The organism is Providencia sp. Marseille-Q8014 (assembly GCF_965112055.1).
The window spans coordinates 619,531-634,040 of the sequence record NZ_CBCOPT010000001.1 but is presented as its reverse complement, the minus strand read 5'-3'; the positions used below and the strand labels follow the sequence as shown (position 1 = coordinate 634,040).

Annotated in this window: 15 protein-coding genes; 1 reads left to right on the top strand and 14 read right to left on the bottom strand. The window is 41.7% G+C overall.

Features of this window, described 5'->3' with window-relative positions; all coding sequences use genetic code 11:
- Positions 1-5 precede the first annotated feature (5 nt).
- Entirely contained in the window at positions 6-1,478 is a 1,473-nt protein-coding gene (gene ubiD, locus ACWPW6_RS02710; protein WP_163860648.1) for a 4-hydroxy-3-polyprenylbenzoate decarboxylase, read from the bottom strand.
- 114 nt (positions 1,479-1,592) lie between these two features.
- Positions 1,593-2,318 carry a dipeptidase PepE gene (gene pepE / locus ACWPW6_RS02705; RefSeq protein ID WP_154624672.1) on the bottom strand — a complete coding sequence of 242 codons (726 nt, stop codon included), beginning with the start codon at positions 2,316-2,318 and terminating at the stop codon, positions 1,593-1,595.
- Between the two features lie 166 nt (positions 2,319-2,484).
- On the opposite strand from pepE, the gene rfaH reads away from it, so the two are divergent.
- Positions 2,485-2,979: a transcription/translation regulatory transformer protein RfaH gene (gene rfaH, locus ACWPW6_RS02700; RefSeq protein ID WP_154624671.1), complete on the top strand. Its 495-nt coding sequence runs from the start codon at positions 2,485-2,487 to the stop codon at positions 2,977-2,979.
- Between the two features lie 53 nt (positions 2,980-3,032).
- Here the strand turns inward: rfaH and tatC are convergent, their stop codons facing one another.
- The 12 genes from tatC to denD form a co-directional block, all read right to left on the bottom strand.
- The gene (gene tatC, locus ACWPW6_RS02695; protein WP_163860647.1) at positions 3,033-3,809 is read right to left on the bottom strand and encodes a Sec-independent protein translocase subunit TatC; all 777 of its coding nucleotides are present in this window, start codon (positions 3,807-3,809) and stop codon (positions 3,033-3,035) included.
- A gap of 3 nt (positions 3,810-3,812) precedes the next feature.
- Entirely contained in the window at positions 3,813-4,355 is a 543-nt protein-coding gene (gene tatB / locus ACWPW6_RS02690; protein ID WP_163860646.1) for a Sec-independent protein translocase protein TatB, read from the bottom strand.
- A 3-nt stretch (positions 4,356-4,358) separates the two neighbouring features.
- Positions 4,359-4,649: a twin-arginine translocase TatA/TatE family subunit gene (gene tatA, locus ACWPW6_RS02685; protein WP_154624669.1), complete on the bottom strand. Its 291-nt coding sequence runs from the start codon at positions 4,647-4,649 to the stop codon at positions 4,359-4,361.
- A 113-nt stretch (positions 4,650-4,762) separates the two neighbouring features.
- Positions 4,763-6,397: a ubiquinone biosynthesis regulatory protein kinase UbiB gene (gene ubiB / locus ACWPW6_RS02680; protein ID WP_154624668.1), complete on the bottom strand. Its 1,635-nt coding sequence runs from the start codon at positions 6,395-6,397 to the stop codon at positions 4,763-4,765.
- Positions 6,384-7,037 carry a ubiquinone biosynthesis accessory factor UbiJ gene (locus ACWPW6_RS02675; protein ID WP_247047141.1) on the bottom strand — a complete coding sequence of 218 codons (654 nt, stop codon included), beginning with the start codon at positions 7,035-7,037 and terminating at the stop codon, positions 6,384-6,386. Before ACWPW6_RS02675 ends, ubiB begins: the two co-directional genes overlap by 14 nt.
- A 1-nt stretch (position 7,038) precedes the next feature.
- A complete protein-coding gene (ubiE, locus tag ACWPW6_RS02670; RefSeq protein ID WP_154624666.1) occupies positions 7,039-7,794 on the bottom strand; it encodes a bifunctional demethylmenaquinone methyltransferase/2-methoxy-6-polyprenyl-1,4-benzoquinol methylase UbiE in 756 nt (251 codons plus the stop codon).
- Positions 7,795-7,870: 76 nt separating this feature from the next.
- Positions 7,871-9,226 (bottom strand): DNA recombination protein RmuC, encoded by a 1,356-nt coding sequence (gene rmuC / locus ACWPW6_RS02665; RefSeq protein WP_163860645.1) that lies wholly within the window; start codon positions 9,224-9,226, stop codon positions 7,871-7,873.
- A 104-nt stretch (positions 9,227-9,330) separates the two neighbouring features.
- The gene (locus ACWPW6_RS02660) at positions 9,331-9,861 is read right to left on the bottom strand and encodes a DedA family protein (protein ID WP_163860644.1); all 531 of its coding nucleotides are present in this window, start codon (positions 9,859-9,861) and stop codon (positions 9,331-9,333) included.
- Positions 9,862-9,931: 70 nt separating this feature from the next.
- Complete coding sequence (locus tag ACWPW6_RS02655; RefSeq protein WP_154624681.1) at positions 9,932-10,714, bottom strand: tyrosine-protein phosphatase; 783 nt, start codon at positions 10,712-10,714, stop codon at positions 9,932-9,934.
- Positions 10,715-10,924: 210 nt separating this feature from the next.
- Entirely contained in the window at positions 10,925-11,680 is a 756-nt protein-coding gene (gene udp / locus ACWPW6_RS02650; RefSeq protein ID WP_163860643.1) for a uridine phosphorylase, read from the bottom strand.
- Between the two features lie 479 nt (positions 11,681-12,159).
- Positions 12,160-13,536: a GntP family permease gene (locus tag ACWPW6_RS02645; RefSeq protein ID WP_154624663.1), complete on the bottom strand. Its 1,377-nt coding sequence runs from the start codon at positions 13,534-13,536 to the stop codon at positions 12,160-12,162.
- A gap of 10 nt (positions 13,537-13,546) precedes the next feature.
- Positions 13,547-14,506, bottom strand: coding sequence for a D-erythronate dehydrogenase (gene denD, locus ACWPW6_RS02640; protein WP_163860641.1), 960 nt, complete (start codon positions 14,504-14,506; stop codon positions 13,547-13,549).
- Positions 14,507-14,510: the final 4 nt, after the last annotated feature.

The following is a 14,510-nucleotide window of genomic DNA, read 5'->3' as shown; positions in this document are numbered from 1 at the left end:
CCCTCTTATTTTTCAAAAATATTCAATTGTTCCCAAATATCATCTATACGCGACTTCACTTTTTCATCCATTACTATTGGTCTGCCCCACTCCCTGTTTGTTTCCCCAGGCCATTTATTGGTGGCATCTAGCCCCATTTTCGAGCCTAAACCTGACACTGGTGAAGCAAAATCAAGATAGTCAATCGGTGTATTTTCCATCATAACAGTATCACGGGCAGGATCCATACGCGTGGTTATCGCCCAGATCACATCTTTCCAGTCACGCGCATTGATATCATCATCACAAACAATGACAAATTTTGTGTACATAAATTGGCGAAGATAAGACCAAACCCCCATCATGACGCGTTTTGCATGACCTGCGTATTGTTTCTTCATGGTGACAACCGCGAGGCGATACGAGCAACCTTCAGGAGGCAAATAAAAATCAACAATTTCTGGGAATTGCTTTTGCAAAATAGGCACTAAAACTTCATTTAGTGCTTCACCAAGTACGGCTGGCTCATCAGGTGGTCTGCCTGTATAGGTGGAATGATAAATGGCATTGCGACGCTGTGTAATATGAGTCACTGTAAATACAGGGAAACTATCGATTTCATTATAATAACCGGTGTGATCCCCATAAGGTCCTTCGGGGGCAAGCTCTCCCGGCTCAATATACCCTTCTAAGATAATCTCAGCCCCAGCGGGCACCTCAAGGTCATTAGAAATACATTTAACAACCTCTGTTTTATTACCGCGCAATAATCCTGCAAAGGCATATTCAGATAATGTATCCGGAACGGGTGTCACTGCCCCCAAAATAGTTGCAGGATCTGCTCCTAGTGCAACCGCCACGGGGAACTTTTCCCCCGGATGCTGTTGGCACCACTCTTGGTAATCAAGAGCGCCACCACGATGTGAAAGCCAGCGCATAATGACTTTATTTTTACCTAACACTTGCTGGCGATAGATACCTAAGTTTTGGCGTTCTTTATTCGGACCTCTCGTGACGGTTAATCCCCACGTAATGAGTGGCGCGGCATCCTCAGGCCAACAATGCATCACAGGAATTTTAGTCAGATCGACATCATCACCAGTCCAAATTTGCTCTTGGCAAGGTGCTGAGCTTAGCCGTTTCGCCGGCATATTCAATACTTGTTTAAATTTAGGTAATTTATCGAATAAATCACGGAATCCCTTCGGGGGATCTGGCTCTTTCAGGAAAGCAAGCAACTTACCCACATCATGTAAGGCTTTGATATCTTCTTGCCCCATCCCCATGGCAACGCGTTTAGTCGTACCAAACAGATTGCATAAGACAGGCATATTATACCCTTTGGGGTTTTCAAATAATAATGCCGGGCCCCCTGCTCTAAGCGTGCGATCGGCTATTTCCGTCATTTCGAGGTAAGGATCGACTTCCATCGTAATACGTTTTAATTCGCCTTGCTTTTCAAGCTGGGCAATGAAGTCTCTTAGGTCACGGTATTTCATTGTCATCTTTTACTATTACAGAGGGAGTCTCATTATAAGACGTCCGGCAAAGGTTACAAGTTACCCATAAAAACTATTTGTAATCAATATGTTTATCTCTAAAAACTGATTACTTTACTGACAAACAAATGGAACCAGTGATTTTAATGATAAAGTATCAAACTGTTCAGGAAATACCTGATTGTGCTTAAATAATTTAAAACCATCACCTTTTCCACTGAAATACTCCAGTGTATTCCCCTTAATTTGTAACCCACTACCTTCCCTTAGCGCAACAACGACTTCATGTGGATTGATCACACAAAATTCTTGCAATCTTTCATCGCGAGTTTCCCCCATATGACCAGAGATATGCGCATCAATATAATGAGGATTTATTTGCAATGGAAAGAGCCCCAAAGATGGCATAATTGCCGCATTACTCACTGGCATATCATTGGTTGTACGAATACTGGGTGTCGCGACATTACAACCTGCACTCCAGCCAATATATGGCACATCACGTTCTCTCACCGCACGCTGAATAGCCACAATAAGCCCATTTTCATGCAGACATTTATTTAACCACCAAGTATTACCACCGCTAACAAGAATACATTCCGCTTGTTCAATTGCTTCTACAGGACTAGAGAAATGCTCTATCGAGGTGACTTTGATCCCTAAAGATTCACTTAGCTGTTCCGCACGTTCATCATGCGAACCGCGTAATATTGCATAAGGCACTAATACTGCTGACTTAATATTTTTACGGGCAATCATTTCGTGAATACGAGGTAATGCGTAGCTTAGCCATACTGGATTATTAGGAAGCTTACCATTACTTAATAAAAATATTTCCATGCTGTCTCCTAGATAACGAGTTGTTATACTATGGTTAACTCTCTTGAGTAAGTTTAAGTTAATATATGTTTCTGATTCTGAATGATATTCTTACTTAATGGATTAGTCACATTTTTATGTGTTAATTTGTTATGATGAGCATAATTTTGTCGCGTGGGTTAGAAAAATGGAAAAGTGGTATTTGCTATATTGTAAACGAGGGCAAATTGATAGGGCCATAGAGCACTTGAATAGGCAAAGTGTCATTTGCATGACCCCGATGACAGAGATAGAAAAAGTGGTTAGAGGAAAACGGGTGACAGTACAAGAAGCTCTATTCCCTAACTACCTATTTGTGAAATTTGATCATAATGACATCCATACGACAACAATCCAATCAACACGAGGTGTAAGTCATTTTGTGCGTTTTGGGCAACTACCTGCCGTTGTACCCGATGAAATTATAGAGCTCTTGCAACAGGCTCCACTGTCTCATCTTGTCGCCCCTGAAACACCGGTGCATGGTGATAATGTTTTAATTACAGAAGGTATTTTTTCCGGTATACAAGCTATCTATGATGAGCCAAATGGTGAGTCGCGATCCATCTTATTGCTGAATATTTTAAATAAAAATGTATCTAAAGTGCTTGATAACTCTCAATTTAAAAAATTACCTCAATAGAAATAAAAAGGCCCACATCGAGTGGGCTTTTTTGTTAATTCAATAGTCATGAACTAAGAATCTTCTTTCTCTTCGTTTTCTTCGTTTTCTTCTTCATCCGCCTTCCGTCGACCTTTACCTACATAAAAGTTAGATAAAAGTACCCCCAACTCAAAGAGTAAGTACATCGGAACGGCAAGTAAAGTCTGAGAGAGAACGTCTGGTGGCGTTAGGAACATCCCAACAATAAATGCACCAACTAAAATATATGGGCGTTTACGTTTTAATGATTCCGGTGTTGTCACTCCCGTCCAGCATAAGAGAATAATGGCTATAGGTACCTCAAATGCGGCACCAAATGCCATAAATAGCGTCATAACAAAACTGAGATATTTGCTAATATCCGGAATAAAATTAACGCTATCGGGTGTCGTTTTCACAAAAAAGCCGAATGCTAATGGGAAAACCACAAAATAAGCAAATGCCATTCCTAAATAGAAAAGGAAGCTGCTCGAAACCAACAAAGGCAGCATTAATCTACGTTCGTGCTTATATAACGCAGGTGCTATAAACGCCCAAATTTGATACAGAATGACCGGTATTGATACAAATATCGATACCATCATTGTCAGTTTAATTGGGGTAAAGAATGTAGATGCCACATCTGTCGCACTCATTTGAGAACCAACAGGGAGCTTATCAATCAAAGGGGCGGCAACTAACCGATAAATGTCATTTGAGAAGTAAGCCAAAGCAGCGAAAACAATCAAAACCGTAATCAAACAGTTTAGCAGCCGCTTCCTGAGTTCAATGAGGTGGCTAATAAGTGGTTGTGTATCATTTACAGCCATGTTCTATTTTTCGCTTTCAGTCTGATTAGGATTTTTTTTCGTTGTCGATGCAGTTTGTTGAGCGTCGTCGCTTTGCGCTGATAACGTTACTGGCTCTTCAACCACTTCTGCCATTTTTGCTGCATGTTCAGGATCAGGGTCTGACTCTTGAGTTTTTGAAGCATTGTTTTGAGCATCTTTAACTGCACTATCATAGTTGTCAGTTAATTCTTTCGCTTTTTGCAATTCGCTTTCAACACCCTCTGTCGTCGCTTGATAACCTGATTTTAATGATTGTGCTGCTTGGCGAAGCTCATCCATAGATTGTTTTAGCTCAGGAGAAAGCGTTTCCATACCAGCTTTCTCCTCAACTTTTTTCAAGGTCTCTTGCAATTCTTGCAATTTGAGTTCTTGTGACAATTCATTTTGCACATTAGCGGCTAAAGAGCGCATAGCACGGATCCAACCAGCAACAGTTCTCACTGCCACTGGTAGACGCTCAGGGCCTAATACGACAAGACCAATAACTGCAACAAGCAGCAGTTCACTGAAACCTATGTCAAACACGGTTTAACCCTGCTCTTTATTTTTGCTCTCAACTGGGCTGTCTTTCTTCTCAGCAGCCTGTTGCTCTGTAATATTTTTAGGTGCAAAATCAGCATCTTGTTTTTCTTGCTCTTCTTTTGCAGCCTTTGCAGCTTCATCATCGTTCATTGCTTTTTTAAAGCCTTTCAATGATTCACCTAAGTCAGATCCCAGAGAGCGCAGCTTTTTGGTTCCGAAAATTAAAATAATAAGTAGAGCAATAATAATAAGTTGCCAAGGGCTACCAAAAGCGGCCATTGAAATAGTTGATTCCATTGTTTATACCTCTGTAAAAGTGGGATCAATAGTTATTTATCCCATTATATACAACCTGCTCTCAATACGGAAATATTCACAGGCTTATAAACTTGTCGCAAAACAAGGTTTACTTAATTTTTTCCTGATTTATACCAACCTATAACCCATGACAACGCACCAATAGTCATAAATGCTGTCGCCATTGAGGTTGACTCAAAAATAAAGAATAAACTACCGCAAAGAATCAGTGTTGCCCCCATTCCTAATAGGTACTGAGACTTACGCTGTTTGCTACGTTGTTCCTTTAATTGATCAGTAAGTTGTTCAATATTCGATTGTAGGAATTTATGTTGACGTAAAGCGCCATAAATTAAATCAGGAATTTCAGGCATTTTTTCTGCCCAATAAGGTGCCTTTTCTTTTAAAGCTTGAGTAATAGCTGGAATACCAACTTGGCTATGTATCCAATCTTCTAAAAATGGCTTCGCCGTCTTCCACAAATCAAGTTGGGGATAAAGCTGACGACCTAAACCTTCAACATAAAGTAAGGTTTTTTGTAGCAATACTAGCTGTGGTTGCACTTCCATATTGAAGCGACGAGCAGTATTAAATAGATTCAGCAGGACATGCCCAAACGAAATTTCAGCCAGTGGCTTTTCAAAGATTGGTTCGCACACCGTTCTGATAGCAAACTCAAAATCCTCAACGTTGGTATCAGCAGGTACCCAACCTGAATCGACATGTAACTCCGCCACCTTACGATAGTCGCGGTTAAAGAACGCAATAAAGTTTTCCGCTAAATAACGCTTATCTTCTTTATTTAATGACCCTACAATACCACAATCAATGCCAATATAAAGTGGATCTTCAGGGTGTTCATAACTCACAAAAATATTGCCTGGATGCATATCCGCATGGAAGAAACTGTCACGAAAAACTTGGGTAAAGAAGACTTTGACGCCTCTTTCAGCCAAGATTTTCATATTTGTTCCCTGAGCTTTTAAAGCCGAGATATCCGACACCGGGATTCCGTAGATGCGCTCCATGACCATCACATTTTCACGGCAATAATCCGCATAAACTTCAGGCACATACAACATAGAGCTATTTTCAAAGTTACGACGCAGCTGGATAGCATTGGCTGATTCACGTAAAAGGTTCAGCTCATCGATTAACGTTTTTTCGTATTCACGCACGACTTCTTTAGGGCGTAAACGACGGCCGTCTGGTAACAAAGGCACCCAATTAGCGATGCGGTACATGAGTTTCACATCAGCTTTAATCACTGGCAAGATATCAGGACGAATGACTTTTAAAACAACCTCTTTGCCATTTTCTTTCAGCTTGGCAGTGTGGACTTGAGCGATTGACGCTGAGGCGAGGGCTTTTTCATCAAAATCATCAAACCATTGTTCTAATGGCCCACCTAATGATTCTTCAATGTAGCGACGCGCCAATTTACCGTCAAAGCTAGCGACTTTATCTTGTAGTAAAGAGAGTTGATCAGCAATTGTTGGAGGGAAAAGGTCTCGGCGAGTCGATAACATCTGACCAAATTTAATCCATACCGGCCCCAACTCTTGTAACGCTAAACGTAATCGTTCACCCACTTCTTTTTCTGGATGTTGATTCTTGATCCAAAAGAAACCAAAGCGACCAATCCGAAGGGGTAACGTGAGTTTAACTTTTGGGATTAATTCATCTAAACCATATGAGAGGAATACCCGAATAATAAAGTAAAGGCGTTTTATTTCACCGGGCGTCATTATGCTCCTCCAGCTGGCGTAACCGCATTTCTAGCTGATTTAAGGACTCAGCAATCTGCTCAACTTCATCACTAAAATAAGCCAGTTCTAGCGGATTTGGCGCCATTTTCCATTCTTCAAGCAATGTATCTTTTAGGTACGTTTTTTGTCGACATGCTAGATGTGAAACAAGTTTACTTCCCTTTTGAACGATTTGGCTAATCCCTTGTGCGGCAACATCGCCGAGATAAGGTGACAGATAATGGGCGGGGTCCCAAATGGCCATATCTAACAGCGACGACCAATGCTGAACAACCTGCATATCACCTTCAATAACAATTTCACCACTATTAATTAGCTGTGATAATTGCTGTTTATCCTTTAGTTTAATCAACGTAAACAGGGATGTTTTGATTGTACAATCAGCAGGTTCACACCATTGGCTTAACACATCAACATGGTTATCAGTAAAAATCAGCGTCAACGTTTGATTGAGCTCTTTTAAGTCGACCGACATGACTTTACCCGCTAAGCGTGCTCTAGCGGGTTTTAAGACCGATTCTTTAAATAACATATGATTCATACATGTTTCCATGAATGCCGTCATTAAAGAATATAATACGGTATTTTGGCTTTCTGACTGTGCTGACGTGGCTTCCATCTTAGAATTTAAACCCTTTATGCAATGCGACGATACCACCTGTCATATTGGTATAAGTAACCTGTTCAAAACCTGCATTTTCCATCATGGATTTCAGTGTTTCTTGGTCAGGATGCATACGAATAGATTCAGCGAGATAACGGTAGCTCTCAGGATCACCAACGACTGCTTGCCCAATACGTGGCAAAACATGGAATGAATACGCATCATAAGCTTTATTCAGTGGCTCAATAACAGGTTTAGAGAATTCAAGAACAAGCAAACGTCCACCTGGCTTTAACACTCGAAACATTGAGCGCAACGCTTTATCTTTGTCTGTAACATTACGCAGACCAAAAGAGATAGTGATACAATCAAAATAATTATCTGGGAACGGCAACTCCTCAGCATTAGCTTGAACATAGCTAACATTACCAACGATACCAAGGTCACGTAACTTTTCACGCCCCATTTTTAACATGGAATCATTGATATCAGCGAGAATCACTTCGCCTTTTTCACCGACAAGGCGAGAAAATTTAGCGGTTAAATCGCCGGTTCCACCCGCCAGATCTAGAACGCGTTGATTACGACGCACACCACTGGCTTCTATCGTAAAACGTTTCCAGACACGATGAATGCCAAACGACATTAAATCATTCATCAAATCATATTTTGATGCTACAGAATGAAAAACATTTGCTACTAGGCCAACTTTATCTTCTTTGCCTACTGTACGGAAACCAAAATCAATAGTTTCTTTTGTTGGTTCTGTCATTTCTATTATGCCTGTTTATAATTCAAACTTTTGTAGGAAGTGTAACAGCCTTTGAGGTAAAACCCTATCAAGAAGTCTAAGATTCCGCACAATATGGCTTATCTGACTTTTCAACTAATTGAGCGGAGATTGGCTGCTTTACCTCTACTCCCATTTCTTTAAAGCTTTCTGCTTGGCTAATCAAATTTCCTCGGCCTTCTGCTAGCCTTTTCATTGCTGATTGATAAGCCTGATCTGCTTTATCTAAGCTGGCGCCTAAAAGCTGCATATCCTCGACAAAAAGGCGCAACTTATCATACATTTTCGCTGCTTTTGTCGCAATTTCTTGCGCATTTTGTCCTTGTCGTTCGTACCGCCATAAGTTATTGATTGTTCTCACTGCAACCAATAAGGTAGAAGGACACACTAACATGATATTCTGTTTTATCCCTTCATCAAGTAACTCAGGCGATTCTTTTAAAGCTAACAAATACGCAGGTTCAATCGGAATGAACATCAAGACATAATCAAGGGAGCGTATTCCTGGTAATTGGTGATAATCTTTACGGCTTAAACCACGCATATGATTACGAATTGAAGCGACATGATTTTTGAGTGCATAGGCTTGTTCTTCAGGATCTTCACTATTGAAATAGTTTTCATAGGCGACTAATGACATTTTAGCATCAACAATGACGTCCTTGCCTTCAGGTAGGCGAATAATCACATCGGGTTGATAACGGCTATTGTAGCTTGTGTTTATACTCACCTGTGTCTCAAACTCACTACCTTGACGTAAGCCAGAAGCTTCAAGGATACGAGTCAAAATCGTTTCTCCCCAATTCCCTTGGATTTTATTATCACCTTTAAGAGCACGCGTTAAATTAACGGCTTCTTTCGTCATTTGGTTGTTTAACTGTTGTAATTGACGAATTTCATAAGCCAAGGTGTGCCGTTCTTTAGCCTCTTCCCCAAAACTTTGTTGAACTTGCTGGCGGAAACCTTCAAGTTGCTCACGAAATGGTGACAGCATGGCGATTAAGCTTTTCTGTTGCTGCTCTGACACTCGTCGTTCACTTTGTTCGAAAATACGGTTTGCCAAATTTTCAAATTGTGTAGTCAGCCGCTGCTCACTATTTTGCAATAGCCTTTGTTTTTCTTCGTTAGCTAATTGATTTTGTTCAAAACGTGTGGTGATTTCCCGTAGTTCAGCTTCCTGCTCACGGTTAATGTCTCGCAATGTACGCAGCTCTTGATCAAGACGCTCATACTCCATTTTCCATTCAGAAAGATGGATGTTTTTTTCATCGCTTGCCGCAAGCTGACGGTTAACTTGTTGGAGTTCTTGTTCTTTTTGGCTCAATTTTTGTGCAATAGAAAACCAGACAGCCAAACCGCCAATTAAAATACCACCGAGGGCACCAATAACCCCATATAGTAGAGAGGTATCCACTGTTAAATCCTTACATTACGTGATCCAATGTAAAGTAATCGGATACTGTATATCTGTCCAGAAGTAATTTGAAGTAAGCCATAAATTGCGAACAGCTTCGCAGCTTATCCCATCCAATGAGCCAACCAACGTAGGCCAAAAGCGCCTGGCGCTAATATACCGAATGCCCATATCATCGCAGAAACAATATTCGCGACTTGAAAGTAACGTTTCGGCATTTTACAAATGCCTGCAACTAAAGGTACTACGGCTCTAAATGGTCCAAAGAAACGTCCTAAAAATACGCTCCAGATCCCCCAACGATTAAAGAAGTGCTGCCCGCGATCTATCATCTGTGGTTTACGAGAAATAGGCCACATTTTACGAACATTGTCTTTGTAGTGAAAACCAAACCAGTAAGAAAGCCAATCACCAAAAAACGCGCCTAATGTCGCGGCAAGCCATACAGGCCAAAATGTGATACCGCTTTCTCCGATTAAAGCCCCTAAGCCAAGTAAAATGACGGTCGCAGGTAACAGTAAGGATAAAAATGCTAAAGATTCACCAAAAGCGAGAAAGAAAATGATTGGTAGTGCCCATATTTCATGTTCACGGGTAAACTCAGTCACCGCATGGACTATTTCATTTAGTGTCACCGTCATTTCTCCCTTAATGATAACTTGGTGAGTACATTAACGAATATGTAATAAACCAATATTAAACTAACTATTCGATAAAATAGCTTTGCAGCACGCTGCGACCAGACTTATCCAAACCAAAATCCGTCTCTAACCACTTATCAATGCTGCCATAATGATTATTTATACTATTTATCGCTGTCAGTAAAAACTCTTCGCGTACTGAATAGACATATTCAAACTTCTTCACTGCGCTTTCGCTCATTCTCTGGGCGTGTTCTTCCAGTAAATGCTTGCGATATGGGGCCAACGTTTCGTTTGTTAGCAAGTAATCTTCCATGACGGTGTCTAAGTCAGCGCCAAGTGCAAATAGTACTAAAGCTGAACCAACGCCGGTACGATCTTTACCAACGGCACAGTGCTGAACGATACCACCTTTTTCTGGCTGCTTTAGCATATTCACCAGTTGATGATAAGCTGGATTATTTAGCGGCAGCAGTTCGTAAAGACGGTTCATGAAAATTTTAGGATCAAATTTTTCAAGGAGTTCAGGGGTTAATTTATCAAGATCAGCACTCACCTCTTTAGCCATAGGGTTTGCAGGTGCATTAACATAATGAGCGCCATCCCAAACAATATCTGGTTTTGATTTAATTTCAGCAACATCGCGATAATCTAATATCTGATAGAGATTTTGATCTTGTAAAATGATCAAATCCTCTTCAGTTAAATGGTTGAGAGCCCCTGAGCGAAACAATAAACCTGACTTAATTTTATTACCATTCGCTAATTTTTTCCCACCAAGGTCACGGAAATTAACGCCGCCTTTAAGAGGCAATACTGAAGGGTGCAAATAAGGTGTTTTGGTCATCATCTTCTTACCTATAATGTTGATTGTTCTCAAAACCATAACAGATTATGCCTCGAAAAAAATCAGAAAAAATACCTGCAATTAAGCAGGCATTAATAAAATGAGCGATAAAGATGAAAATAAACCAAGAGAGAGAAAGTGAACTGGGCTCGTCTACTGTTTATTCACAACCGAGTGAAAGCGTAAGTAAACGAGCCAGTAATGACGCAATTAAAGTAGGCGGCGAGCAGCCTCAACCACAATACTCAACACATTACCTTCTGTTTTCTTCAGCAAGGCTTCATTAGGGATTTCTTGTTGGGTACGGTTAACAATCACACCAGCGACCATACCAGCCCGTAAACCTTGGCTTGAACACATAGTCAATAATGTTGCAGATTCCATTTCATAATTCATGACACCCATATCTTGCCATTCTTTCATTGAACCTCTGAAATGGCGCATCACACGGCCTGTATAGGTATCGTAGCGTTCTTGTCCTGGATAGAAGGTATCAGAGGAAGCCGTCACCCCCACATGGACGGTCGCCCCCGCTTCTTTTGCTGCATCATAGAGAGCATTTGTACATGTAAAGTCAGCAACCGCAGGGTATTCAAGAGGTGCAAAGTGCTGGCTCGCGCCATCCAGTCTTACTGCGCCTGTCGTCACCAAAACATCACCTACATTGATGTTTTCTTGGATAGCACCTGTTGTACCAATACGTAAGAAAGTACGGATCCCTAACTGTGCTAATTCTTCTACAGCAATCGAGGTAGAAGGACCACCGATACCTGTAGAACACACAATCACGGCTTTACCATCAAGCTCACCACGCCAAGAGGTGAACTCACGCAGAGAAGCGAGATGTACTGGGTTATCCATCAAACGTGCGATTTTCTCAACGCGATTCGGGTCACCGGGAACAATAGCAACAGTAGCACCCTGCAAGTCACTCTTTTTTAAGCCTAAGTGGAATACGTCAGACATATCAAACTCCTTTACACAATGGCATCATTGAATTTATACGTTAAGAGTAATATAGCGGTAAACCCCAAACAGTTTAGTGACATTAATCACCTTTAATGAAAATCGATATGTTTATGTTGCAAAATAAAGTGATTCAAGTCACACAAAGCAAGCGGGTAGACCTAAGTATCCGATCAGTATAGACGATACCGAGAGGAGCACTGAAACAACACTTATAAAATTTGATTAGCCATGATGAGAAGTATTGATTGTTGTTAATGATATACAGCAAAGCCTCTATTTATACCTATAAATGCCAATCCAAGGCTGATTCATCGCATATTTTGCGTGACGCCTGTTGATATTGAAGGTGGACATGCCTTAGCACAAGATATCTTCATTGCCCCCGCTCATTGGCATGGAACTGCGAGAATAAAAAAGCGCCACTCATGATTTGAATGGCGCTTTGAATTATTGGCAGAATAAAAGAGCGTTGGCTATCAGAGAACTACATCAAGGATTAGAACGCCCACCAGACCGATTGCCCAAGCTATCGTTGTTGGGATAGACCAGACCATCATCTGCTGTTTAACGTCCTTAATACCCATCATTCTATTCACAACCCAGTAAAGGCTGTCGTTAAAATATCCGAAGAATAATGACCCCATAGTTGCTGCTTGAGCAGCGACAAGTAGATTAATATCCGGAATTTGGCTAATGATTGGCGCAGATATTGAAGCTGCCGTGATCATCGCGACGGTGCCTGAGCCCTGAATTAAACGTACTAAGGTTGCGATAATAAATGGGATGAGCACAGGCGTGATCGGTAAGCTCGCCACATGCTCGGCTAAAATATTTCCCGTCCCACTATCACGTAGCACTGCGCCTAATGCACCGCCAGCACCTGTTACCAATAAAATGATACCCGCTGACTGTAAGCCTTCTTCCATACGGTCGATGACTTCTTCCTTTGTCGCTTTTGGCATCAATGTATAAACCGAGATTAACACACTGATCGATAAAGCGATTATAGGTGCCCCAAGGAATTGGAAGGTTTGGAAGTACCAATTATCATCCATACCTTGGAAAGTGTCAGTTTTCAGCAATAACCCATTAACTGCGTTAATAAAAATCAGCAAGATCGGCGTGACGATAGGCAATACAGATAAGAACAGGCTTGGTAACGGTTTATTTGCCTTTTCTTCCATATAACGATCGTGGATTTCTTTTAAATCGGCATTGTTGCTGTCATCAGGCATGAACTCAGGGTATTTAACCGCTAGCCATTTTGCGTAAAAAACAATACCAATCACGCAAGGCACCGCAAGGGTCATCCCCGTTAATATCATGGCACCAATATCAACACCAAAAATGCCTGCAACCCCCAAAGGACCTGGCGTTGGCGGTACAGTATGGTGTGTGACCACCAGACCACCCGCTAATGCAACACCTAGGGTTAACAAACTGCGCTTACCGTTCTTTGCTAACGCTTTCGCCAACGGATAAAGAATAACGAATGCCGAATCAACAAAAATAGGGATACTAACGATATAACCTGTAATAGCCAGCGCCCATTCTTCACGCTTTTTTCCTAACCAACGAATAAAACTATAAGCTATCTGTTCAGCGGCACCAGAAACTTCTAGCACCCTTCCCATCATTACCCCGAGACCGATAACAATACCGATGCCACCGAGTGTACTACCAAAACCTTTTGTAATGACAGTCACTGTTTCGGCCGCTGTTAATCCACCAGAAATACCGGCGATTGCAGCCGCAATCAACATGGCAAGTAACGCATGAATACGCGTTCGTAATACCAAGAAGATCAGGACAAATATGGCCACTGCGAGGCCAATAATAGGAATATAGGACATCGCTTATCCCCTATTGCTGTGAGCCGTGGTGAGTGATGAACGAACGGATCGCATCAGCAAATGAACCATCTGCACGGAAGCCAAGGCCTAACGCACGGCTAATATCAAATTTGCCCGGCCAACTCGCGACGATACGGTTAATGGCTTCATCAGGTTCGAAACGAATAAGGTCAACAGCGTCTTGACCAGCGACATCGCGTAGCGCATCAATCATTCCTTGAACCGTTACGGTAATTCCCGGTAAGTTAACGGTACGAGAAAGGCCAAATTTCTCTGCTGAAATAGTTGCAGCATGGATGAAATTGCTCACCACGGTTTCTGGGCTAGACAGCCACAAAGCAAGTTCAGGTGAAACTGGGCAAACACTTTCAATACCATTTAATGGCTCACGAATGATCCCACTGGCAAATGATGAAGCAGCCTTGTTAGGCACTCCTGGGCGAACACTGATGGTCGGTAGACGTAACACACGTCCGTCAACATAACCTTTACGTGAGTAGTCGTTAACCATCAACTCACACATGGCTTTTTGAGCGCCATATGAAGATTGCGGATTCACAACACATAGGTCGGTGATCACATCTGGCAGCTCACCACCAAATACGGCTAAAGAACTGGTAAAGATAAACTTCATGGCCGGATTTTTAGCACGAGCCACTTCTAACAACTGACGTGTTGCTTCGAAATTCACTTTCATGCCTAAATCGAAATCACTTTCAGCATGGCTACTCACAATTGCAGCGAGGTGGTAAACCACATCGGTTTGTGCATCAATCAGTTGATCAGCAGCACCTGCTTGAGTTAAATCCGTTGCCACACAGCTCACTCTAGCATCTTCAATTGGGGATGTAGGGCACTGAATGTCCGCTAGAACGAGTTGGTCAAATTGAAAACCCTGGCTATTTTTAAGTAAAGCAGCGGCTAGCTGCTGACCTAAAAAGCCAGCGCCGCCAGTGATGATAACTTTCATTGTT